Source organism: Inquilinus limosus MP06, from assembly GCF_000767795.1.
GTDB lineage: Bacteria > Pseudomonadota > Alphaproteobacteria > DSM-16000 > Inquilinaceae > Inquilinus > Inquilinus limosus_E.
In genome coordinates this window covers 1-23,062 of sequence record NZ_JANX01000027.1, presented here as the reverse complement: position 1 = coordinate 23,062, position 23,062 = coordinate 1, and the positions used below count along the sequence as shown (strand labels likewise).

At 69.0% G+C, this 23,062-nt stretch carries 22 protein-coding genes; 17 read left to right on the top strand and 5 right to left on the bottom strand.

Annotated features, from left to right (window positions below):
- The 3 genes from P409_RS04445 to P409_RS04435 all read left to right on the top strand — a co-directional run.
- Positions 1-334 (top strand): NAD(P)/FAD-dependent oxidoreductase (locus P409_RS04445; protein WP_034832232.1); only part of this gene is annotated, 334 nt, incomplete at its 5' end.
- A 64-nt stretch (positions 335-398) separates the two neighbouring features.
- Complete coding sequence (locus P409_RS04440; RefSeq protein ID WP_052120020.1) at positions 399-1,166, top strand: enoyl-CoA hydratase; 768 nt, start codon at positions 399-401, stop codon at positions 1,164-1,166.
- A 121-nt stretch (positions 1,167-1,287) separates the two neighbouring features.
- Positions 1,288-1,764 carry a hypothetical protein gene (locus tag P409_RS04435; RefSeq protein WP_152613233.1) on the top strand — a complete coding sequence of 159 codons (477 nt, stop codon included), beginning with the start codon at positions 1,288-1,290 and terminating at the stop codon, positions 1,762-1,764.
- 61 nt (positions 1,765-1,825) lie between these two features.
- Here P409_RS04435 and P409_RS04430 read toward each other — a convergent pair whose 3' ends face one another.
- Positions 1,826-2,998, bottom strand: coding sequence for a fumarylacetoacetate hydrolase family protein (locus P409_RS04430; protein ID WP_034832226.1), 1,173 nt, complete (start codon positions 2,996-2,998; stop codon positions 1,826-1,828).
- A gap of 148 nt (positions 2,999-3,146) precedes the next feature.
- A complete protein-coding gene (locus P409_RS04425) occupies positions 3,147-4,676 on the bottom strand; it encodes a UxaA family hydrolase (protein ID WP_034832224.1) in 1,530 nt (509 codons plus the stop codon).
- Positions 4,677-4,902: 226 nt separating this feature from the next.
- On the opposite strand from P409_RS04425, the gene P409_RS04420 reads away from it, so the two are divergent.
- The 6 genes from P409_RS04420 (at position 4,903) to P409_RS04395 (ending at position 11,718) form a co-directional block, all read left to right on the top strand.
- Entirely contained in the window at positions 4,903-6,030 is a 1,128-nt protein-coding gene (locus P409_RS04420; RefSeq protein WP_034832223.1) for a sugar ABC transporter substrate-binding protein, read from the top strand.
- A gap of 20 nt (positions 6,031-6,050) precedes the next feature.
- Positions 6,051-7,601 (top strand): sugar ABC transporter ATP-binding protein, encoded by a 1,551-nt coding sequence (locus P409_RS04415; RefSeq protein WP_034832221.1) that lies wholly within the window; start codon positions 6,051-6,053, stop codon positions 7,599-7,601.
- Positions 7,598-8,662 carry an ABC transporter permease gene (locus P409_RS04410; protein WP_034832219.1) on the top strand — a complete coding sequence of 355 codons (1,065 nt, stop codon included), beginning with the start codon at positions 7,598-7,600 and terminating at the stop codon, positions 8,660-8,662. The genes P409_RS04415 and P409_RS04410 overlap by 4 nt, the downstream gene beginning before the upstream one ends.
- Positions 8,663-8,672: 10 nt before the next feature.
- Positions 8,673-9,623, top strand: a complete 951-nt coding sequence (locus tag P409_RS04405) for an ABC transporter permease (protein WP_034832217.1) — start codon at positions 8,673-8,675, stop codon at positions 9,621-9,623.
- A 265-nt stretch (positions 9,624-9,888) separates the two neighbouring features.
- Complete coding sequence (locus tag P409_RS04400; RefSeq protein ID WP_034832212.1) at positions 9,889-10,809, top strand: SMP-30/gluconolactonase/LRE family protein; 921 nt, start codon at positions 9,889-9,891, stop codon at positions 10,807-10,809.
- A gap of 15 nt (positions 10,810-10,824) precedes the next feature.
- Positions 10,825-11,718 (top strand): DMT family transporter, encoded by an 894-nt coding sequence (locus P409_RS04395; RefSeq protein WP_052120018.1) that lies wholly within the window; start codon positions 10,825-10,827, stop codon positions 11,716-11,718.
- Here P409_RS04395 and P409_RS04390 read toward each other — a convergent pair.
- Positions 11,708-12,394 carry a GntR family transcriptional regulator gene (locus tag P409_RS04390; protein WP_034832210.1) on the bottom strand — a complete coding sequence of 229 codons (687 nt, stop codon included), beginning with the start codon at positions 12,392-12,394 and terminating at the stop codon, positions 11,708-11,710. The genes P409_RS04395 and P409_RS04390 overlap by 11 nt on opposite strands.
- A 198-nt stretch (positions 12,395-12,592) precedes the next feature.
- On the opposite strand from P409_RS04390, the gene P409_RS04385 reads away from it, so the two are divergent.
- Genes P409_RS04385 through P409_RS04360 form a run of 6 tightly spaced genes read left to right on the top strand, consistent with a single transcriptional unit; the run spans position 12,593 to position 18,809 of the window.
- Entirely contained in the window at positions 12,593-13,606 is a 1,014-nt protein-coding gene (locus tag P409_RS04385; protein ID WP_034832207.1) for an ABC transporter substrate-binding protein, read from the top strand.
- Between the two features lies 1 nt (position 13,607).
- Complete coding sequence (locus tag P409_RS04380) at positions 13,608-14,369, top strand: ABC transporter ATP-binding protein (protein WP_034832206.1); 762 nt, start codon at positions 13,608-13,610, stop codon at positions 14,367-14,369.
- 2 nt (positions 14,370-14,371) lie between these two features.
- A complete protein-coding gene (locus P409_RS04375) occupies positions 14,372-15,235 on the top strand; it encodes an ABC transporter permease (protein WP_202964553.1) in 864 nt (287 codons plus the stop codon).
- Between the two features lie 49 nt (positions 15,236-15,284).
- Positions 15,285-17,027 carry an L-arabinonate dehydratase gene (gene araD / locus P409_RS04370; protein ID WP_034832204.1) on the top strand — a complete coding sequence of 581 codons (1,743 nt, stop codon included), beginning with the start codon at positions 15,285-15,287 and terminating at the stop codon, positions 17,025-17,027.
- A 19-nt stretch (positions 17,028-17,046) separates the two neighbouring features.
- Positions 17,047-18,066, top strand: coding sequence for an SMP-30/gluconolactonase/LRE family protein (locus P409_RS04365; protein ID WP_081991248.1), 1,020 nt, complete (start codon positions 17,047-17,049; stop codon positions 18,064-18,066).
- Positions 18,067-18,089: 23 nt separating this feature from the next.
- Positions 18,090-18,809, top strand: coding sequence for a ribonuclease activity regulator RraA (locus tag P409_RS04360; RefSeq protein ID WP_034832202.1), 720 nt, complete (start codon positions 18,090-18,092; stop codon positions 18,807-18,809).
- Positions 18,810-18,930: 121 nt separating this feature from the next.
- Here the strand turns inward: P409_RS04360 and P409_RS04355 are convergent, their stop codons facing one another.
- Positions 18,931-19,866 (bottom strand): 2-hydroxyacid dehydrogenase, encoded by a 936-nt coding sequence (locus P409_RS04355; protein ID WP_034832238.1) that lies wholly within the window; start codon positions 19,864-19,866, stop codon positions 18,931-18,933.
- A gap of 235 nt (positions 19,867-20,101) precedes the next feature.
- On the opposite strand from P409_RS04355, the gene P409_RS04350 reads away from it, so the two are divergent.
- Positions 20,102-21,646 (top strand): glycosyltransferase, encoded by a 1,545-nt coding sequence (locus P409_RS04350; protein ID WP_202964552.1) that lies wholly within the window; start codon positions 20,102-20,104, stop codon positions 21,644-21,646.
- A 36-nt stretch (positions 21,647-21,682) separates the two neighbouring features.
- Here P409_RS04350 and P409_RS04345 read toward each other — a convergent pair whose 3' ends face one another.
- The gene (locus P409_RS04345; RefSeq protein ID WP_034832200.1) at positions 21,683-22,168 is read right to left on the bottom strand and encodes a GNAT family N-acetyltransferase; all 486 of its coding nucleotides are present in this window, start codon (positions 22,166-22,168) and stop codon (positions 21,683-21,685) included.
- A gap of 87 nt (positions 22,169-22,255) precedes the next feature.
- Here P409_RS04345 and P409_RS04340 point away from each other — a divergent pair.
- On the top strand, positions 22,256-23,062 hold an 807-nt coding region (locus tag P409_RS04340), incomplete at its 3' end, for an SPFH domain-containing protein (RefSeq protein ID WP_034832198.1).

Below are 23,062 nucleotides of genomic sequence, written 5' to 3'. Positions count from 1 at the left end.
GCTCCGCCGCGCCCTGTCCCTGACCGGGCCGGCCTGGTCGCTGCTGCGCGAGGGCTTCGCCGCCGAAGCGCTGGCGACGCCGGAGGCGCTGGCGGCCGCGATCAAGGCGATCCCGCTGCGCCCGACCGGGCTGCGGCCGCTCGACCGCGCCATCTCCACCGCCGGCGGCATCCGCCTCGCCGCCCTGACCCCGGCGCTCGAGTTGAAAGCGCTGCCGGGCGTCTTCGCCTGCGGCGAGATGCTGGACTGGGAGGCGCCGACCGGGGGCTACCTGCTGCAGGGCTGCTTCGCCACCGGAAGCGCCGTCGCCCGGGGGGTGCTGGGCGGTCTTTGAGCACTCGACAGGGCTGCGGCCACCTCTCTACCGTGGCGTCCCGGAGATCCAGGGAGAGACCGCCATGACCGATCCCGTCCTGACCGAGACCGAGGGGCCGGTCGCGACGATCCGGCTGAACCGGCCGGAGAAGAGGAACGCCATCAGCCTCGCCATGTACCAGGCGATGACCGCCGCGCTGAAGGCGGCGGCCGAGGATCCGGCCGTGCGCGTGGCGGTGATCCGCGGCGGCGACGATTTCTCGGCCGGCAACGACATCGCCGATTTCCTGGCGGCCGGCGGCGATGCCGGGCTGAAGCCGATCCTCGATTTCCTCGACGCCCTGTCCACCTTCCCGAAGCCGGTGATCGCCGGGGTGCGCGGCGCCGCCATCGGCATCGGCACGACCCTGCTGCTGCATTGCGACGTGGTGCTGGCCACGGCCTCGGCGCGCTTCGCCCTGCCCTTCGTCCAGCTCGGCCTGGTGCCGGAAGCGGCGTCCTCCCTCCTCCTCCCCGCCGTGGCCGGCCGGCTGAAGGCCTCCTGGTGGCTGCTGACCGGCGAGGGCTTCGATGCCGAGGCCGCCCGCGACTCCGGCCTGATCACCCGGCTGGTCGCCGAGGCCACGCTGGATGCCGAGATCGACGCCGCGGCTTCGCGCCTGGCCGCCCTGCCGCCGGCGGCGGTCCGCCAGACCAAGGCGCTGCTGCGGGCGCCGCAGGAGGCGGCGGTGCGCGACGCCATGACCCGCGAGGTCCAGGCCTTCGCCGCGCAGCTGAAATCCGCCGAGGCCAAGGAGGCCTTCACCGCCTTCCTCGAGAAGCGCAAGCCGGATTTCAGCCGGTTCGAGTGAGCCGGCGCCGCAATAAATCCTTCAACTGTGACAACTTTCGGTTCTTTCAGACGTTTCCCGGCCACATTGGCGAAGCATCGTTTCGGCTGTCCTGCTCGACAAGAAGGGGGAGTCGGTCGAAATGCGTTCACCTGTCCTGAAGCATGGCATCGCGGCCGCAGCCGTGGCATTGGTCCTGTCCGGCTGCATCGCGTCCAAGCCCAGCCCGGTGCAGCAGATGGCCAACAGCATGGTCGGCAAGCCGGTCGCCGTGGCGATCAAGGCCTTCGGCCCGCCGACGCTCAACCTGCCACCCTGCTCCTACTGCACCGATGGCGGCACCTACGCCTGGGACAACACCCGGATCTCGAAGCAGTGGCAGAGCCAGTGGGTGCAGACCGGCACGACCACCGAGCAGCGCATCGTCGGCCAGACGCAGGGCGGCAACGGCATCGCGCCGATGCTGATCACCCAGGATGTCGAGACACCGGTCGGCGAGAACCGGATGGTCCTCGCCGACAATGTCGACTACCTGTGCAACATCCAGGCCTTCACCGACATGAAGGACAATATCAAGTCGATCGACGTCGTGGGATGCACCGCCGACAGCCGGTATTGACGCTGTCATGCCGAGTATCTGAAAGGGGCGGGTTCGCGGCGCGAACCCGCCCTTCTCGCGGCTACAGCAGCCCGCGCTTCGCCAGGCTGGCCATCAGCGCCCTGGCCCCGAAGGTCCAGGGCGCGATCTTGTCGGTGTGGTTCACCCGGTTCACCAGCATTCCCAGGCTCGGGGTCGAGATGGTGACGATGTCGCCGATCTTGTGGGTGAAGCCCATGCCCGGCGCGTCGCGGTCGTCGGTCGGGGCGAACATGGTGCCGAGGAACAGCACCGCCCCGTCCGGATACTGGTGGTTCGGGCCCAGCATCTGGCCGGCGAGGTCGAGCGGGTCGCGGCTGATCTTCGAGATCGAGCTGTGGCCCTTGAGGGTGTAGCCCTCCGGCCCGTGCACCGCCATCGACAGGTCGGCCTTGCGGATGTCGTCGATGCCGAAGCCGCCGTCGAACAGCCGGATGAAGGGGCCGATGGCGCTGGAGGCGTTGTTGTCCTTGGCCTTGCCGAGCAGCAGCGCGCTGCGGCCCTCGAGGTCGCGGAGATTGACGTCGTTGCCCAGCGTGGCGCCGACGACCTTGCCGCTGGGCGCCACCACCAGCACGATCTCGGGCTCGGGGTTGTTCCAGGTCGAGATCGGCAGGATGCCGATCTCCGCTCCGAGGCCGACCGACGACATCGGCTGGCTCTTGGTGAAGATCTCGGCATCCGGGCCGATGCCGACCTCGAGATACTGCGACCAGGCGCCCTGGGCCAGCAGCACCTCCTTGATCCGCTGGGCCTCGGCCGAGCCGGGGCGGATGGCCGCGAGGTCGTCGCCGATGATCGAGACGATGCGCTGGCGGATGGCATCGGCCTTGGTGGCGTCGCCGCGCGCCTGCTCCTCGATCACCCGCTCCAGCATCGAGGCGACGAAAGTGACGCCCGCCGCCTTCACTGCCTGCAGGTCGATCGGCGCCAGCGGCCAGGGCTTGGACGCATCACGCGTGGTCTCGTCGGCATTGGCCAGCAGGTCGGCGATGCTGCCGATCACCGGTCCGTCCGCCTTGGCCAGCGCGGCCGGGTCGGCCGCCGAGATCAGGTCGGAGACGGTCGGCGCGGCTCGGGTGATGTCGATCACTTGGCCGCCGCGCAGCGCCACCACCGCCGGCCCCTCGACCTGCGGCAGCCAGACCCGGCCGACCAGGGTGGCGCGATCGGCATCCGCCGGCAGGCAGGCCGCGACCGAGATGTAGTCCTTCATGGGTGTCCCTTCCCGCTCACACCATTGTCATCACCGGGCTTGACCCGGTGATCCAGAGTCTCTCGAAGACCGCTCCGGCGTCCCCTGGATGCCCGGGTCCAGCCCGGGCATGACAATAAAGGGAAAGCCGTCTCCGGCCCTGCGCCGTTCACATCACCGCGCCGATCTGCCAGGGCACGAACTCGTTGTCGCCGAAGCCCTGGGCCTCGCTCTTGGTCTGTGCGCCCGAGGCCACGGCCAGGAACATCTCGAAGATGCGGCGGCCGGCCTGCTCGATCGACTCGTCGCCGTCGATGATGGTGCCGCAATTGATGTCCATGTCCTCCTCCATGTGCCGGTACATGGTGGAGTTGGTGGCGACCTTGATGCAGGGCGCCGGCTTGAAGCCGGAGACCGAGCCGCGGCCGGTGGTGAAGCAGACGATCTGCGCCCCGCCCGCCACCTGGCCGGTGGCCGAGGCCGGGTCGTAGCCGGGCGTGTCCATGAAGACGAAACCCTTGGCCGTCATCTGCTCGGCGTATTTGTAGACCTCGACCAGGTTAGTGGTGCCGCCCTTGGCCGCAGCGCCCAGCGACTTCTCCAGGATCGTGGTCAGGCCGCCGCGCTTGTTGCCGGGCGACGGGTTGTTGTTCATCTCGCCGCCGTTGCGGGCGGTGTAGCCCTCCCACCACTTGATCCGGGCGATCAGCTTCTCGCCGACCTGGCGGGTGACCGCGCGCCGGGTCAGCAGGTGCTCGGCGCCGTAGATCTCCGGCGTCTCCGAGAGCACGGCGCTGCCGCCGTGGCGGACCAGCAGGTCGACCGCGGCGCCCAGCGCCGGGTTGGCCGAGATGCCGGAATAGCCGTCGGAACCGCCGCATTGCAGCGCCACCATCAGCTCGCTGGCCGGCACGGTCTCGCGCCGCGCCCTGTCGGCCTCGGGCAGCATCTCCATCACCCTGGCGATGCAGTGGTCGACCGTCTTCCGGGTGCCGCCGAGATTCTGGATGTTCATGGTCTGGAACAGCGGCCCGCGTTCGATCTGGTAGGCGTCGAGCAGGAAATCGATCTGGTTGACCTCGCAGCCCAGCCCGATCATCAGCACGCCGGCGAAGTTCGGGTTGCGGGCATAGCCCCACAGCGTGCGCTGCAGGTTGTCATAGCCTTCGCCCGAATCCGCCATGCCGCAGCCGGTGGAATGGGTGATCGCGACCACGCCGTCGACATTCGGGAACTGGTCGAGCACGCCCGAGCGCTCGAAATGCGCAGCGATCATCCGGCTGGTGGTGGCCGAGCAGTTCACCGAGGACAGGATGCCGATGTAGTTGCGGGTGCCGACCCGGCCATTGGCCCGGCGGTAGCCCTGGAAGGTCGCGCGCTCGGCCTCCGGCAGATAGTCGGTCGGCTTGGCGTCGGCGCAGAAGGCGTAGTCGCGCTCGAAATCGCCCATGGCGCAGTTCTGGACATGGACGTGCTCGCCGGTGCCGATCGCCTCGGTGGCGAAGCCGATGATCTGGTTGTAGCGGCGGATCGGCTCGCCCTGCGCGATCGGGCGGGTCGCCATCTTGTGGCCAGCCGGGATGTGCCCGGCGGTGGTCACCCCCTCCTCCGGGATCGGCGTGCCCGGCGTGATGTCGGCGCGGGCGAGGACGACGTTGTCGTCGCGGTTCAGGCGGATGAAGAGGCTGGGGCTGGGCATCGGTTTTGCACGCGTTCTTGGGCTTGCCTGGCGGATCTCGGGCGGCGGTCACTTTACGTCGGACTTTTGGTCGGCGCCATCCTCCAGAAGCGACCGTCCCGAAGCTCGTGGCATTCTGTCTGATGAATTGACGGCCGCAACGGATAAGCGCAACATTTCCCACGCCAATTATGTCGGACGAGTTTGAATCGTTCGCGCCAGACAGGCTTCTCTGGGAGGAACCCGAATGCTGCTTCGCCGTCTTGCCGCGGTCGCCGCGGCGGCCCTTCTGTCCACCGCCCTCACCGCCACCGCCTCCGCCGCTCCCAAGACCGTCGCCGGCCCCGGCTATCTGCCCCAGTGCTTCGCGCCGTGGAACCAGGACACCAAATTCTACAAATGGGAGGGCCATCAGGGGCCGTTCCGCATCGCCCTGGTCAACGGCTTCGTCGGCAACATCTGGCGCATCCAGATGATCCAGACCGCCAAGGCCTTCGCCGCGCTGCCGGACGTCGCCAAGGACATCAAGGAGTTCAAGGTCATCTCGACCGGCACCGACGCCGCGGCGCAGCTGGGCGCGATCGAGGATTTCATCAACCAGGGCTTCGACGCCATCGTCGTCAACGCGGTCAGCCCCACCGGCTTCGACCGGGTGATCAAGCTGGCCAACCGCAAGAACGTCGTGCTGGTGCCCTTCGACAACGTCCTCGACACCACCGAGGTGATGCAGGTCAACGAGGACCAGACCGCGATGGGCGTCAACTCGGCCAAGTTCCTGATCGAGAACGTGCCGAACGGCGGCAAGATCCTCGAGGTGCGCGGCCTGCCCGGCAACTCGGTCGACCGCGACCGGCATGAGGGCTTCCAGAAGACGATGAAGGACTCCGGCAAGCCCTATGACATCGTCGAGGTGGTGGGCAACTGGGCGCCGGGCGACTCGCAGAAGGCCACCGCCGACGCGCTGGCCGTGCACGGGCATTTCGACGGCATCTTCACCCAGGGCGGGTCGAACGGCACGGTGCAGGCGCTGCTCGACGCCAAGCAGCCGCTGGTGCCGATGGCCGGCGAGGGCGAGAACCTGTTCCGCCAGCAGATCGCCCAGTACAAGGACCAGGGGCTGAAGGGCTATTCCTACGGCCAGTCCCCGGCCCTGGTCGCCATCGCCATGAAGGCCGCGATCGCCGCGCTAAAGGGCGAGACGATGCCGCAGATGGTGTCGATCCCGATCCCGGTCGCCGACTACAAGACCCTGAAGGACGGCGAGAACTACTGGTCGAACCTGACGGTCGACTTCTTCGCGCCGAATGCCTTCGAGCCCTGCGGCATCACCTTCACCGCGCCGCAGATCATGGCCCAGAACGCCGAGAACAAGTAAGCGCGGTGGCGTCGTCGGGCATGACGGCAGCCGCGAACACGCCGCCGCTGGTGCGGCTGACCGGGGTCAGCAAGCCTTACGGCGGCGTGCACGCGCTGCGCGAGGTGGATTTCGCGGCCCATGCGGGCTCGATCCACGGCGTCCTCGGCGAGAACGGGGCCGGCAAGAGCACGCTGATCAAGATCATCGCCGGGGTGGTGCAGCCCAGCGCCGGCGAGCTGGCGATCGACGGGCGGCCGGCCAGCTTCGCCTCGCCCCAGGCGGCGAACGCGGCCGGCGTCGTCTGCGTGTTCCAGGAGCTGTCGCTGATGCCGGACCTGTCGGTCGCCGACAACATCTGCATCACCCGGCCGCCGCGGCGCTTCGGGCTGATCGACCGCAAGGCCCAGCGGCGGCGGGCGGAGGAGTTGCTGGCTCGGATCGGCTGTGCCGACATCGACCCGCGGCTGCCGGTCCGGTCCCTGCCGCTGTCGCGCCGGCAGATGGTCGAGATCGCCAAGGCGCTGGGGCGCGACCCGCGCCTCCTGATCCTGGACGAGGCGACCTCAGCCCTCACCGCCGCGGATGTGGAGAAGGTCTATGCCCTGCTGCACCAGCTGCGCCGCGAGGGGATGGGCGTGCTCTACATCTCCCACCGCATGCCGGAGATCAAGGCGCTGTGCGACACCTGCTCGGTGTTCCGCAACGGCCGGCACATCGACACCTTTCCGGCCGGCGACCGCGGCGACGACGAGGTGGTGCGGATGCTGATCGGCCGCGAGATCCACAACGCCTACCCGCCCAAGCCGGTCCGCACCGAGGCGCCGGCGCCGGTGCTGGAGACGCGGGGCCTGCGATGGGGCCAGCGCCTGGCCGACGTGTCGCTGACCGTCGGCCGCGGCGAGATCGTCGGCCTGGGAGGGCTGGACGGCCAGGGCCAGCGCGAGCTGCTGCTGGCCTTGTTCGGCGTGCTGCGCGGGGTCGAGGGCAGCGTGCTGGTCGACGGCCGGCCGGTGCGGGTCGGCAGCCCGTCCCGGGCCAAGCGCGCCGGCATCCGCATGGCGCTGATCCCGGAGGATCGCAAGACCGAGGGGCTGCTGCTGCCGATGTCGGTCGGCGAGAACATCACCCTGGCGGCGCTGGGCGGCATGGCCAAGGGCGGCGTGATCGACCGCAAGCGCGAGAGCGACAGCATCGCCCGCATGGTCGAGGCGCTGCGGATCAAGATCGGATCGGCCGACGCCGCCGTGGGCACCCTGTCCGGCGGCAACCAGCAGAAGGTGGCGATCGCCAAATGGCTGCTGACCGACGCCCGCATCATCCTGCTGAACGACCCGACGCGGGGCATCGATGTCGGCACCAAGCAGGAGATCTACCAGCTGCTGCACGATCTGGCAGCCGCCGGCACCTCGATCCTGTTCTACTCGACCGACTATGACGAGCTGATCGGCTGCTGCGACCGGGTGCTGATCCTCTATGGCGGCCGCGTGATCCGGACGCTGGAGGGCGACGCGATCACCGAGACCAACATCGTCGCCAGCGCCCTGAACCTGGAGACCAACGGCCGGGCGGCCGAGGCGGTGCCGGCATGAGCGCCCTGCTCCACCGCCTGTCGCGCCAGGGCGGGCTGCTGCTGGCCATCGGCCTGTTCGTGCTGTTCTACGGCCTCTACTCGTACCAGCATCCGCGCGGCGGCAGCGCCGACCTGATCGTCCAGAACGCCAACGAGACCTTCACGCTGGCGCTGGTGGCGATGGCGCAGACCGTGCCGGTGCTGCTGGGCGGGCTCGACCTCTCGGTCGGGCCGCTGATGACGATGGTGAACTGCCTGGCGTCGCATCTGCTGACCGGCAGCGGCTGGGACCTGGCGCTCGGCATCGTCCTGTGCCTCTGCGCCGGGCTGCTGGCGGGCTTCATCAACGGGGCCCTGGTCGTGTATGGCCGGATCCAGCCGATCATCGCCACCTTGGCGACCGGCGCGGTGCTGATCGGCATCGCCCTGTTCCTGCGGCCGACGCCCGGCGGCGCGGTTGACAGCGACCTGTCCTGGGCCGCCACCAACACGCTGTTCGACCTCGCCGACACCTATGGCTGGTGGGGCGGCGACCTGCCGGGCTGGTTCCAGGCGATCCAGTCCATCCCGGTGCCGGCGATCCTGATCGCGCTGGTGGTGCTGCTGGTCTGGCTGCCGTTCAAGAACTCGGTCACCGGCCGCGGCTGCTACGCCATCGGCTCCTCCGAGCAGGCGGCCTTCATGTCCGGCGTCGCCATCGACCGGTCGAAGCTGGCGGCCTTCACCCTGGCCGGCTTCTTCGCCGCGGTCGCCGGACTTTATCTGGCGCTGCAGACCGGCAGCGGCAACGCCGACACGCCGATGGCCGGCGCCTACACCCTGAACTCGATCGCCGCGGTGGTGATCGGCGGCACCTCGCTGTTCGGCGGCTCCGGCGGCGCGGTGGCGTCGATCGTCGGCGTCATGGTGCTGCGCGCGATCTCCTTCTGCTTCCGCGTGGTGCCGGAGGACAGCGTGCTGGGCTTCCTGGCCAATCCGCTGCTGCAGCCGCTGTTCGAGGGCGTGATCCTGCTGGGCGCGGTCTCGCTGGGCGCCGCCCGGGTGTTCACGGTCAAGAACCGCCTGCAGCTGTTCGGATAGCGGGGAACCGATGCAAGCCTATCTCCGCTCCATCGACCGGCCGATCCTGGTGGCCTGCGGCTTCGTCATCCTGATCCTGGCGGCGGGCACGGCCTACACCGCCATCACCCAGGGCACGGCCACCTTCCTGTCGCCGGTCTACCTGCTGCAGCAGCTCAAGGTCGCCGCCTTCCTCGGCGTCGTCGCCGCCGGGATGATGCTGGTGATCTTGATGGGCCATATCGACCTGTCGGTGCCCTGGACCATCGCCGCCTCGGCCATGCTGGCCACCGCGGCGGGTGGGCCGGAGGCGATCCCGGTCGGCCTCGCGGTCGGCGCCTTGGTCGGGCTGGTCAACGGCCTCGGCGTCGCCGTGCTGCGGGTGCCGTCGATGATCTTCACCCTCGGCGTCAACACCGTGCTGCGCGGGCTGATGGTGATGCTGACCGGCGGCTTCTCCCCCACCAGCATGGCCACGCCGCCGATGCAGTTCCTGGCCAAGACCGAGCTGCTGGGCATCCCGATGGCGGTGTTCGTCTGGGCCCTGCTGTCGCTCGGCATCGTCTTCCTGCTGACCCGCACGCCGATGGGCCGCTACATCTATGCTATCGGCAACAAGGAGGCCGCGGCCTATCTGTCGGGCGTCAACACCCGGCTGGTGATCCTCGGCGCCTTCACCCTGTGCGGGCTGTGTTCGGCCCTGGCCGGCATCCTGCTCGCCGGCTACTCCAGCAAGGCCTACCAGGCGATGGGCGACCCCTACCTGCTGCCGGCCATCGCCGCGGTGGTGATCGGCGGCACCAACATCCTGGGCGGTCAGGGCCGCTATGCCGGCACCGTGGTCGGCACCATCCTGATCGTGCTGCTGCAGAGCGTGCTGTCGGTGATGCAGATGCCGGAGGCCGGGCGGCAGATCATCTACGGGCTGGTGATCATCCTGATGCTGCTGCTGTATGGACGCGGCGGCCGGTCGGCGGCCTGAGAGCCTGGCCCGAAACTCGCCCCGGCGGCCGTCTGACGCGATTTTCTCCGCTTCCGGTGCTCACGCACCAAATGTGCGCTGCGCTCCGGTTCTCGAAAACCACGCCAGCCGACTCACCGGAACGAATTTCAGGCCAGGCTCTGACCGATTTTTCATCCGCCGAATCGTTGACGGCTCTCCGGCGGGGGCGCAACACTCCGGCCAGTTATGTCCGATCAATAGGGACCGTCCGGGCCAGGCCCCGGGCCAAGGGAGGAAACCGGGAATGCTCGACCCTTGTTTCGAGGTGCTGGACAAGCGCTTCGCCGGCTATGTCATGGGCAATGTCCATATCGACGTGCTGGCCAGCGATATCGGGCTGCGCTGGTCGGAGGGGCCGGTCTGGTTCGGCGATGGCCGCTATCTGCTGTGGAGCGATATCCCGAACAACCGGATCATGCGCTGGGACGAGACCGACGGCAGCGTCAGCGTCTATCGCAACCCGTCGAACTACACCAACGGCCACACCCGCGACCGCCAGGGCCGGCTCGTGTCCTGCGAGCATGGCGGCCGCCGGGTCAGCCGCACCGAATATGACGGCCGCGTCACCGTGCTGGCCGACAGCTATAACAGCAAGCGCCTGAACTCGCCGAACGACGTGGTGGTGAAGTCGGACGACACGGTGTGGTTCACCGACCCGTCCTACGGCATCCTGTCCGAGTATGAAGGCCATCAGTCGGAGCCCGAGCAAGACGGCTGCCACGTCTACCGCTTCGACCCGAAATCGGGGGCGCTGAAGGCCATCGCGACCGATTTCGTCAAGCCGAACGGCATCGCCTTCTCGCCGGACGAGAAGCTCCTCTACGTCGCCGACACCGGCGCCACCCATACCCCGGATGGGCCGAAGCACATCCGCCGCTTCCAGGTGCGCGACGACGGCACGCTGGCCGGTGGCGAGGTCTTCGCCGACTGCACCTTCGGCCTGTTCGACGGCTTCCGCGTCGACCATCACGGCAACATCTGGACCAGCGCCGGCGACGGCGTGCATTGCTACAGCCCCGACGGCACGCTGATCGGCAAGATCAAGGTGCCGGAGGTGGTAGCCAATGTCTGCTTCGGCGGCGTGAAGAAGAACCGCCTGTTCATCTGCGCCACCACCTCGCTGCGCTCGGTCTACCTGAACACGCGCGGCGTGCAGACGCCCTGAGGATCTGACCCGGCCATGCCGCCCGCCCTGCCGCGGACCGTGGCCGCCCCCGCCGCCGGCATGCTGCTCATGCTGGCGGCGATGGGCAGCTTCACCACCATGGACACGGTGTCGAAGCTGCTGACCGGCCGCTACGACCCGGTCCAGGTGACCTGGGCGCGCTACACCTTCCACGCGCTGCCGATGCTGCTGATCGCGGGACCGGCCTGCGTCCGGCGGATGGCCGCGACCGCCCGGCCGGGGCTGCAGCTGGTGCGAGCCCTGGCGCTGCTGGCCTCCGCCGTGCTCGCCATCCTTGGCTTCAGCCTGATGCCGCTGGCCGACCTGTTCGCGATCAACTTCATCGCGCCGCTGCTGGTGATCGTGCTGTCGGTGCTGTTCCTGGGCGAGCATGTCGGCCCGCATCGCTGGGCGGCGGTGGCGGCCGGGTTCATCGGCATGCTAATCATCGTCTGGCCCAGCGGCGACGGCGTCGGGGTGGTCGGCGGCCTGGTCGCCTTCGGGGCGGCGCTGTTCTGGGCGATCGGCCTAGTCGTCACAAGGCGGCTGGAGGGCGAGGATCCCCGCACCACCCTGTTCATCACCGCCCTGGTCGGCACGGTGCTGCTGAGCCTGGCTCAGCCCTTCGTCTGGACCCCGCCCGACGCCGCCGGCTGGGGCCTGATGGTGGCGATGGGGCTCTTGGGCCTGCTGTCGCACACCCTGCTGATCGCGGCCTTCGGCCAGGCCCCGGCCTCCTCCCTGGCGCCGTTCCAGTACAGCCAGCTGCTCTATGGCCTGGTCTATGGCTGGCTGGTGTTCGGCGACGTGATCGGCGCCCGCCCGCTGCTGGGCTGCGCCGTCATCGTCGCCGCCGGCGCCTATGTCTGGTGGCGGGAGCAGCGCGCTCCGGGGCCGATCATCCCCTGACGTAGTCCGGAAACTTCGCGCGGATCTCGTCGACCTGCGCCAGCGTGCCGGACAGGTGCCGGCGCAGCGTCTCCTGCGCCGCGTCGGCGTCGCCCGCGGCGATGGCGTCGAGGATGCGGGCATGGTCGTCCAGGATCGACTGGGCCTTGCCCGGCACCGGCAGATGCAGCCGGCGCAGCCGGTCGAGATGGCCGCTGCGGCTGCGGATCAGCGCCCACAGGCCGGACACCTCCGCCGCCTCGCACAGCTGGCGGTGCAGCGACTGGTCGGTCTCGGCAAAGGCCTCGAAATCCTGCGCGTCGACCAGCGCACGTTGGCGGGCAATCAGCGTGTACAGCCGCGGCACGAAGGACCGGTCCTCGCGGCGGGCCAGGGTCCGCACCACCTCCAGCTCCACCGACCGGCGCAGGAAATGCGCCTGCCTTGCCGCCGCCAGGTCGATCGGGCTGACCACCGTGGCGTGCTGCGGGAAGATGTCGACCAGCCCCTCCTCCGCCAGCCGCAGCAGGGCGTCTCGGATCGGCGTCTGGCTGACCCCGAACTGCGCCATCAGCTCGTTGCGCGCCAGCACCGTCCCCGGCGCCAGGGCCAGCGCGATGATCTGCTCGCGCATCCGTTCATAGACCTGCGGCGCCGCCTGCCGGGCGCGGTCGAGCTGGATCGCCGTGACGGTCATGCTGGTGGAATCCTCGTCCCCACTGTCCCCGCGATTTGAGCGGGACGGGACGTCGCCCGCAATGGCGATGATAATCGCGCTTGGCCATAAATGCACTAATGCATTAGTGTCTCAGTGACTCGCAACCGAGGTGCCCCAGCGGCCCGAAGCCGGATCGAACCGGCCGGAGCCCGACGCCCTATCGTGGAGGAAACACGGATGAAGTGGATGCGACTCTGCGCGGCCGCGCTGGCGCTGGCCGGCACCCTGGCCGCCGCGACGCCGGGCATGGCCCAGGACAAGGCCGAGATCACCATCTCCCGCCAGCCTGGCATCCTGTACATGGCCGCCCATGTCATGGAGCGGCAGAAGCTGGTGGAGAAGCACGCGGCCGCGCTGGGCGTGCCTGACCTGAAGGTCAGCTGGACCACCTTCTCCGGCGGCGGCGCCCAGACCGATGCGCTGCTGGCCGGCGGCGTCGACATCGTCAACACCGGCGTCGGCAACCTGCTGCTGCTGTGGGACCGCACCCGCGGCGGGGTGAAGGGCATCGTCGCCTCCTCGGCCCTGCCCCTGAACCTCATCACCCGCAACCCGGGCATCAAGTCGCTGCAGGATTTCGGGCCGGCCGACAAGATCGCGGTGCCGACCGTCCGCGTCTCGACCCAGGCGATCCTGCTGCAGATGGCGGCCGCCCAGGCCTTCGGCGCGGACCAGTGGGCCAAGCTGGACGGCAACACGGTGCAGCTGGGTCACCCGGACGCGGCGGCGGCCCTGGCCAACCCGCAGCATGAGGTGACCAGCCACTTCTCGGCCCCGCCCTTCGACTATTTCGAGCTGAAGACCATCCCCGGCACCCGCGTCGTGCTGCGATCGCCCGACATCATCGGCGGGCCGCTGACCCAGGCGCAGTTCTTCACCACCACCCGCTTCGCCGACGCCAACCCGAAGCTGGTCGAGGCGGTGAAGGCGGCGACGCTGGAGGCCGTCGATTTCATCCACAAGGACACGCGCGCCGCGGTCGAGATCTATCGCGAGGTCACCGGCGACAAGACCAGCACCGACGACCTGATGGAGATGCTGAAGCAGCCGGGGATGATGGACTTCATCGCCGCGCCGCAGGGCACGATGAAGTTCGCGCAGCACCTGTACAAGATCGGCACGCTGAAGACCGAGCCGAAGGCCTGGACCGACTACTATCTGCCGATCGCCAGCGATCTGAACGGCAACTGAGATGGCGCTGCTCGAGGTCAGCAGCGTCACGCTGCGCTACAAGACGCCATCGGTCCAGGTCACGGCGACCGAGCGGGTCAGCTTCCAGGTCGACCAGTCGGACCGCTTCGTGCTGCTGGGCCCGTCCGGCTGCGGCAAGTCCACCCTCTTGAAGGCGGTCGGCGGCTACATGACGCCGAGCGAGGGCGCGATCCGGATTAAGGACCGCGAGGTGGCGGAGCCGGGCGCCGACCGGATGATGGTGTTCCAGGAGTTCGACCAGCTGCTGCCCTGGAAGACGGTGCTGGAGAATGTGATGTTCCCGCTGCGCACGGCGCGCAGGCTGCCGCGGCGGGAGGCGGAGGAGCGGGCCCGCGCCTATATCGAGAAGGTCCATCTGACCCGGGCGGTCGACAGCTATCCGCACACTTTGTCGGGCGGCATGAAGCAGCGCGTCGCCATCGCCCGCGGCATGGCGATGGAGCCGGACATCCTGCTGATGGACGAGCCCTTCGCCGCGCTCGATGCCCTGACCCGCCGGCAGATGCAGGACGAGCTGCTGCAGCTGTGGCAGGACACCCGCTTCACCGTGCTGTTCGTCACCCATTCCATTGCCGAGGCGATCCGCATCGGCAACCGCATCCTGCTGCTGTCGCCGCATCCCGGCCGGGTCAAGGCCGAGGTGCGCGACGTCGACCAGGTCTCGGCCGAGGACGGCAGCGCCGGCCAGCTGGAGCAGCAGATCCACGACCTGCTCTTCGCCGGGCCGGGCCACAGGGAGTGACCATGATGGGCCAGGCCCGCATCCTGATGGCGGACGCCGAAGCCGCCGCCCCCCAGATCGGCGCCGTGGAGCGGAAGCTCGGCATCGCCGAGCTGCTGTGGGGCAGCGCCTTCATCCGCAAGACCCTGCTGATCCTGGTGCTGGCCGCGATCTGGCAGGTCTATGCCTCGATCCTCGACAACCCGCTCTTGTTCCCGACGCTGAGCGATACCCTGTCGGCCATGGTGGACGGCTTCCTGCACGGCCCGCTGGCGCTGCGGGCCTGGACCTCGATCAAGGTGCTGCTGATGGGCTATGCCGCCGGCATCGCGCTCGCCGCCACCCTGACCGTGCTGGCGATCAACACCCGGGTCGGCACCGATTTCCTCGAAACCATGACAGCGATGTTCAACCCGCTGCCGGCGATCGCGCTGCTACCGCTGGCGCTGATCTGGTTCGGCCTCGGTATCGGCAGCCTTGTCTTCGTGCTGATTCATTCGGTGCTGTGGGCGGTGGCGCTGAACACCCATTCCGGCTTCCTGGCCGTGTCCAACACGCTGCGCATGGTCGGCCGCAACTACGGGCTGAAGGGCTTCGGCTATGTCGCCCGCATCCTGGTGCCGGCCGCCTTCCCCTCGATCCTGACCGGCCTCAAGATCGGCTGGGCCTTCGCCTGGCGCACACTGATCGCGGCCGAGCTGGTGTTCGGCGTGTCCTCCGGCCAGGGCGGCCTCGGCTGGTTCATCTTCGAGAACCGCAACCTGCTCGACATCCCCTCGGTGTTCGCCGGCCTGCTCACCGTCATCGTCATCGGCCTGGTGGTCGAGAACGTGATTTTCCGGACCATCGAACGCCGGACGGTGCGACGATGGGGGCTGCAGAATTGAGTCCCTGCCTCCCCAGCCACCGATCCTCTCCCGACGACGGCAGCGAGCCATGACCGACAATCGCCGCAAGACCCCCGACACCCTCCGCAGCGCCCGCTGGTTCGCGCCCGACGACCTGCGCTCCTTCGGCCACCGATCCCGCGCCATGCAGATGGGCTTCGCGCCGGAGGAATGGGCCGGCATGCCGGTGATCGCGATCCTCAACACCTGGTCCGACGCCAATCCCTGCCACGCCCATTTCAAGACCCGGGTCGAGGATGTGAAGCGCGGCGTGCTGCAGGCCGGCGGCTTCCCGATGGAACTGCCCGCGCTGTCGCTGTCGGAGAGCTTCGTCAAGCCGACCACCATGCTGTACCGCAACATGCTGGCGATGGAGGCGGAGGAGCTGCTGCGCTCCCACCCCGTCGACGGCGCGGTGCTGATGGGCGGCTGCGACAAGACCACCCCCGGCCTGCTGATGGGCGCCACCAATGCCGGCCTGCCGATGATCTTCATGCCGGCGGGCCCGATGCTGCGCGGCAACTGGAAGGGCAAGGTGCTCGGCTCCGGCTCCGACGCCTGGAAGTTCTGGGACGAGCGCCGGGCCGGCAACATCAGCGACCAGGACTGGGTCGATATCGAGGGCGGCATCGCCCGCAGCTACGGCCACTGCATGACCATGGGCACGGCCAGCACCATGACCGCGATCACCGAGGCGCTGGGCCTGACCATGCCCGGCGCCTCCTCGATCCCGGCCGCGGATGCCGGCCATATCCGCATGGCCTCGACCTGCGGCCGCCGCATCGTCGAGATGGTGTGGGAGGACCTGGTCCCGGCGAAGATCCAGACCCGCGCCGCCTTCGAGAACGCGATCGTGGTGGCGATGGCGATGGGCTGCTCGACCAACGCCATCATCCATCTCGTCGCCATGGCCCGCCGCGCCGGTCACGACATCGGCCTGGACGATTTCGACGCCGCCAGCCGGGTGGTGCCGGTGATCGCCAATGTCCGCCCCAGCGGCGACCGGTACCTGATGGAGGATTTCTTCTACGCCGGAGGCCTGCCGGGGCTGATGACGCGGCTGCGCGACCATCTGAAGCTCGACGCGCTGACCGTCAGCGGCCGCACCGTGGGCGAGAACATCGCCGGCGCCGAGATCTACAACGAGGATGTGATCCGGCCGATCGACAACCCGCTCTATGCCGAGGGCGCGCTGGCCGTGCTGCGCGGCAACCTGTCGCCCGATGGCTGCGTCATCAAGCCCAGCGCCTGCGAGCCGCGCTTCCTCAAGCACAGCGGCCCGGCCCTGGTGTTCGACGACTACCCGTCGATGAAGGCGGCGATCGACAGCGACGACCTGGACGTCACCGCCGACCATGTGCTGGTGCTGCGCAACGCCGGGCCGCAGGGGGGCCCGGGCATGCCGGAATGGGGCATGCTGCCGATCCCGAAGAAGCTGGTGAAGCAGGGGGTGCGCGACATGGTCCGCATCTCCGACGCGCGGATGAGCGGCACCAGCTACGGCGCCTGCATCCTTCACGTCTCGCCCGAATCCTATGTCGGCGGCCCGCTGGCGCTGCTGCGCACCGGCGACATCGTCACCCTGGACGTCGCCGCCCGCCGCCTCGACATGGAGGTGCCGGAGGCGGAGCTGGCGCGCCGCCGGGCCGAGCTGCAGCCGCCGCCGCCCCGCTACGAGCGCGGCTATGGCTGGATGTTCAACCGCCACATCCGCCAGGCGCATGAGGGCTGCGACTTCGACTTCCTCGAGACCGGCTTCGGCGCCCCGGTGGCCGAGCCGGACATCTTCTGACCACCGCGAGACCTGAGGCATGAACCGCAGCAGACGTGAGGTGATCATGGCCGGAGCCACCATCGCCGCCGCATCGGTCACGACCGGGGCCTGGGCGGACTGGGCGCCGTCGACGCGCTACCCGGACCCGGCGGTGCAGGTGCTGGATCCCAGCTTCGCGCCCTACCGGCTGTTCAACGCAGCGGTGGAGCGCATCGCCACCGGCTGCCGCTGGTGCGAGGGGCCGGTCTGGTTCGGCGACGGCCGCTATCTCCTGTGGAGCGACATCCCGAACAACCGGATCCTGAAATGGGACGAGGAGACCGGGGCGGTCAGCCCCTTCCGCAAGCCCTCCGGCTTCGCCAACGGCAACACCCGCGACCGCCAGGGCCGGCTGGTGACCTGCGAGAACATCGGCCGCCGCGTCACCCGCACCGAGTATGACGGCACCATCACGGTCCTGGCCGACAGCTTCGAGGGCAAGCGGCTGAACTCGCCGAACGACATCGTGGCCAAGTCCGACGGCTCAGTCTGGTTCAGCGACCCGCCCTTCGGCATCGGCGGCAACTACGAGGGCCGCAAGGCGGAGCCGGAGCTGCCCAGCAACCTGTACCGGCTGGACCCGGAGACCGGCACGCTGACCGTGGTCGCCGGCGACCTCAACGGGCCCAACGGCCTGGCCTTCTCGCCGGACGAGAAGATCCTCTACGTGATCGAATCGCGGGCGACGCCGAACCGCCTGATCCACGCCTATGACGTGGTCGATGGCGGCCGCGGCATCGCCAACCGCCGCGTCGCGGTCGATTGCGGCAAGGGCACGGCCGACGGCATGCGCGTCGATGTCGACGGTAACCTGTGGTGCGGCTGGGGCATGGGCAGCGACGAGCTCGACGGGGTGATGGTGTTCAACCCCGACGGCAAACCGATCGGCCGGATCGCCCTGCCCGAGCGCTGCGCCAACCTGTGCTTCGGCGGCGAGATGCGCAACCGCCTGTTCATGGCCGCCAGCCAGTCCGTCTATGCGCTCTATGTCGGCACCCAGGGCGCCGTCGGCGGCTGACCTTTTCGAATGAGGACGAAGGAATGACCGGATTGAAGCCCGAGACCCGGGACAAGCTGAAGACCGTCAGCACCGCCACCCTGACCACGGCGCTGTTCAAGCGCGGCTTGCGCAACCAGTTCATCCAGGACGTGCACCCGCTGAACCCGTCGGGCGCGCCGATGGTCGGCGAGGCCTTCACCCTGCGCTACATCCCGGCACGTGAGGACCTGAACCCGATCAGCGTGTTCCAGGACCGCGCCCACCCGCAGCGCAAGGCGGTCGAGGACTGCCCGCCCGGCGCCGTCTTCGTCATCGACAGCCGCAAGGACGCGCGCGCGGCCTCGGCCGGGTCGATCTTGGTGGCACGGCTGATGAAGCGCGGCGTCGCCGGCGTGGTCACCGATGGCGGCTTCCGCGATTCGCCGGAGATCGCGAAGCTCGGCATCCCCGCCTATCACAACCGCCCGGCGGCCCCGACCAACCTGACCCGGCACCAGGCGCTGGACATCAACGTGCCGATCGGCTGCGGCGACGTGCCGGTGTTCCCGGGCGACGTCGTGGTCGGCGACGGCGAGGGCGTGGTGGTGATCCCGGCGAACATCGCCGACGAGATCGCCGACGAGGCGGTGGAGATGACCGCCTTCGAGGATTTCGTCACCGAGGAGGTGATGAAGGGCCGCTCGATCCTCGGCCTCTACCCGGCGACCGAGGAGCAGACCAGGACCGACTTCGCCGCCTGGCGCAAGGCGAACGGGCGCTGAATACCGTTCCTCGCCGTCATTGCGAGGAGGCGAAGCCGACGAAGCAATCCAGGGCCACGCCAAACGGCCCTGGATTGCTTCGCCGCGCTCGCAATGACGAGTGAGTGGCTGCAGCCTCCGGTCACACCACCGGCGTCAGCAGCGGCTGGCCGGCGAAATGGGCCAGCAGGTTGCGGACCACGAGGTCGGCCATGGCGTTGCGGGTCTCCACCGTGGCGCTGCCGACATGCGGCTGCAGCACCACGTTGTCGAGCTTGTAGAGCGCCTCCGGCACCGTCGGCTCGTGCTCGAACACGTCGAGCCCGGCGGCGCCGAGGCGACCGTCGACTAGGGCCGAGACCATCTCCGGCTCGTCCACCACCGTGCCGCGGGCGATGTTGACCAGGATGCCCTCGGGCCCCAGCGCCTCGATCACCGCGCGGTTGACGATGTGGTGCGTCGCGGCACCGCCCGGGCAGCACAGCACCAGCACGTCGCTGTCCTTCGCCAGCGCGACCAGGTCGGGATAGTAGGGATGGTCGATCTCCGGCTTCACCCGCGGGCCGTGCCAGGCGATCGACAGGCCGAAGACCTTCGCCCGCTCCGCCACCGCCTGGCCGATCCGGCCCATGCCGACCACGCCGAGGCGCTTGCCGCGTAGGCTGCGGGCCAGCGGCAGGCCACCCTGGGTCCATTTGCCGGCACGGACGAAGCGGTCGCCGACACAGAGCCGGCGGGCCGTCGCCAGCATCAGCAAGAGGCCGAGATCCGCCACTTCGTCGTCGAGCACGCCGGGGGTGTTGGTGACGCGGACGCCGCGGCTCTTGGCATGGGCGGTGTCGACCTTGTCGTAGCCGACGCCGAAATTGCCGATGATCTCCAGGGCCGGGAACCGGTCCATGAACTCCGCCGAGACGCCCGGGCCGGTGACGATGCCGCGCACCTCCGGCGCCACGCGCTGGATCAGCGCCTCGCGATCCTCGGCCTCCCACAGCCGGTGCACGGTGCAATTCGCCTCCAGCTCGGCGAAGGGACCGGGCATCAGGCCGGCCAAGGCGAGGACGACGGGTTTGGTCATGGTGGCTTCCTCCATGGCCCCGGTTCGGCGGGCCGCGGGCCAGCCTATCGTACAAGTCCGACGATTCAAGCCATTCCGGCTGCCAAGTTCATGGGACCGGCCGAAGCCTGCCATGCTGGCGCCACGTTCCGCTGCGTTTGATGTCAGCATGGTGCCGATACGGTACACTGACGGAACAACGACATGAGTCGGCTGTTGTGAGTTCTGAATATACGCAAGAAAAGGCCGGGCCATCTTGACCCCCTTGGATATCGTCGAATTCGGCGTCTACGGTCTACTGGCCATCGCGATGACGCTATTATGCCTCCTGTCCTGCAATCTCCTCTGGCTCGCGATCACCTTCTGGCGGCATCAGTCGCAGGGGCAGAGCCTGGCGACTCAGCGGACGGCCCCGACTCCGGATGACGCCCTGCCCAGGGTGCTGATCCAGATCCCGGTGTTCAACGAACGGCATGTGGTGCGCCGCATCCTCGGCGCCGCCGCCGCCCTCGACTGGCCGCAGCACAAGCTGACGATCCAGCTGCTGGACGACAGCATCGACGAGACCCGCGGAATCGCCGAGGCGGCGGTGCAGGAGCTGCGCGCCGCCGGCGTCGACGCCCACCGGCTGCACCGGGTCGACCGCACCGGCTTCAAGGCCGGGGCGCTGCATGCCGGCTTGGCCGTCACCGACCACCCCTATGTCGCGATCTTCGACGCCGACTTCATCCCGCGGCCGGACTTCCTGCGCCGCACCGTGGGTGTGCTGGAGAACGACAAGAAGCTGGCCTTCGTGCAGGGTCGCTGGGAGCATCTGAACGGCGATGAGAACCGCCTGACCCGCGCCCAGACGCTGATGCTGGACGCGCATTTCGGCATCGAGCAGCCGGCCCGCAGCATGACCGGGCTGCCCCTGCCCTTCAACGGCACCTGCGGCATCTGGCGCCGCGCCGCGATCGACGACGCCGGCGGCTGGAAGGCCGACACGCTGACCGAGGATCTGGACCTCAGCCTGCGCGCCCATCTCAAGGGCTGGCGCGCCCGCTACCTATCCGACATCACCGTGCCGGGCGAGCTGCCGTCGAGCGTCGCCGCCTGGCGGGTGCAGCAGTTCCGCTGGACCAAGGGCTTCACCCAGGTCGCCTGCAAGCTGCTGCCGACGATCTGGCGGTCGACACTGCCCCGCAAGGCCAAGGTCGCGGTCAGCCTGCAGCTGCTGCAGTGCCTGTTCTACCCGCTCGGTGCGCTGGCGATGGTGAACACGCTGATGTTCCTCATCGTCGGCTTCGACCAGCCGGTGGCGCTGACCGCGCTCGGCGTGGTCTCGACCGTGCTCGGCATCGCCGGCACCGCGGCGTTCCTGGTTTCCGGCCGCTGTGCCGTGCGGCGCGAGCGGCTGGGCCAGGCGGTGATGGACATGCTGGCCACCATGGCGCTGAACGCCGGCCTGTCGATCTCGAACTCGCGGGGCGTGATCGAGGCCTTCCTTGGCCGGCGCAGCGGCTTCGTGCGCACGCCGAAGAAGGGCAGCTCGCGTCGCTCCGGCTACCGCAGCGGCGCCGGCAGCGGGATCCCGGAAACGGCGGCCGGCGTGGTGCTGCTGGGCATGGTGCTGACCGACCTGGCCTGGTACCTGCCGTTCCTGGTCGTGTCTGGCGCCGGGCTGCTGATCATGGGCACCGCCCTCCTGGCCGAGCGCTACGACCTGCGGCTGGATGCGAACGCCCTGCCCCGCACCATGCCGACCGTGAAGCTGACGCCGCCGGCGGCCCGGGCCTCGCAGCCCAACACGCGGAGCTGACGATCCGGCGGGCCGAGGGCATCGTCTCCGGCCCGCCTACAGCCGCTTCTCCAGCACCATCTCATATGGCTCGAAGCCGTGCTTACGATAGGCGCGGATGGCGCTGTCGTTGCCGGCGAGCACGCCGATCCGCATGCGCGTGACGCCGGTGCCGCGCAGATGCGCCTCGATCGCCGCCAGCAGCCGCCCGGCGACGCCGTGGCCGCGCCAGGCCGGCGCGGTGTAGACATCCGAGACATAGCCGAATCGGTTCGAATCCGCGGTCTCCGAGATCAGGTCGTCCTGCTGCACCCAGCAGGCCGAGAAGCCGGCCAGATCGCCCGTATCTGACACCGCCACCAGGATCACGCCGCCGCGTGCCGGCGCGTGGCCTTCGAGCCACTCCAGGTACGGCCCGGCCGTCTCCCGGCCCGGCAGGCGGGTGTCGTGCAGCGCCCGCTCGTAGTCCTGCATGTCGACCAGCGCCGCCCGCAGCGCCGTGCGATCGCCCGGCCCCGCCGGCCGCACCGTCACCTCGGCCATTCTTCCCCCGCTGCCTCTTTTTGGTCCCAAGCTGATAGTATCGTCGCCGCGAGTCCGGCCCGTGGGGGCCGGCGACGGAGAGCGGCCATGTCCCTGTGGAGCAAGATCGGCGGCGAGTTCATCGACATCATCGAATGGACCGATGACACGCAGGACACCATCGTCTACCGGTTCGAGCGGCACAACAACGAGATCAAGTACAACGCGCAGCTGACGGTGCGCGAGAGCCAGGTCGCCGTCTTCGTCAACGAAGGCAAGGTGGCCGACGTCTTCCAGCCCGGCATGTACACGCTGGAGACCAAGAACCTGCCGATCCTGTCGACGCTGCAGGGCTGGAAATACGGCTTCGCAAGCCCGTTCAAGGCCGAGGTCTACTTCCTCAACACCAAGCGGTTCACCGACCTGAAATGGGGCACGATGAACCCGGTGATGCTGCGTGACCCGGAATTCGGGCCGGTGCGGCTGCGCGCCTTCGGCACCTACGCCATCCGGGTCAAGGACCCGGCGGCCTTCATCCGCGAGATCGCCGGCACCGACGGCCGCTTCACCACCGACGAGATCACCGACCAGCTGCGCAACCTGATCGTCACCAGCTTCGCCGGAGCGGTGGCCAAGGCGAACATCCCCGTGCTGGACCTCTCGGCCAATTACGACAAGGTCGGCCAGGTGATCCGCGACGCGATCCAGCCGGAGTTCGACGCCTATGGCCTGGAGGTGGCGACCCTCCTGGTCGAGAACGTCTCGCTGCCCGAGGAGGTCGAGAAGGCGCTCGACCGGCGCAGCAGCATGGGCGTGGTCGGCGATCTCGGCCGCTACACCCAGTACCAGACCGCCGAGGCGATCAAGGCCGCGGCCGAGAATCCCGGCGGCGCCGCCGGCATCGGCATCGGCATG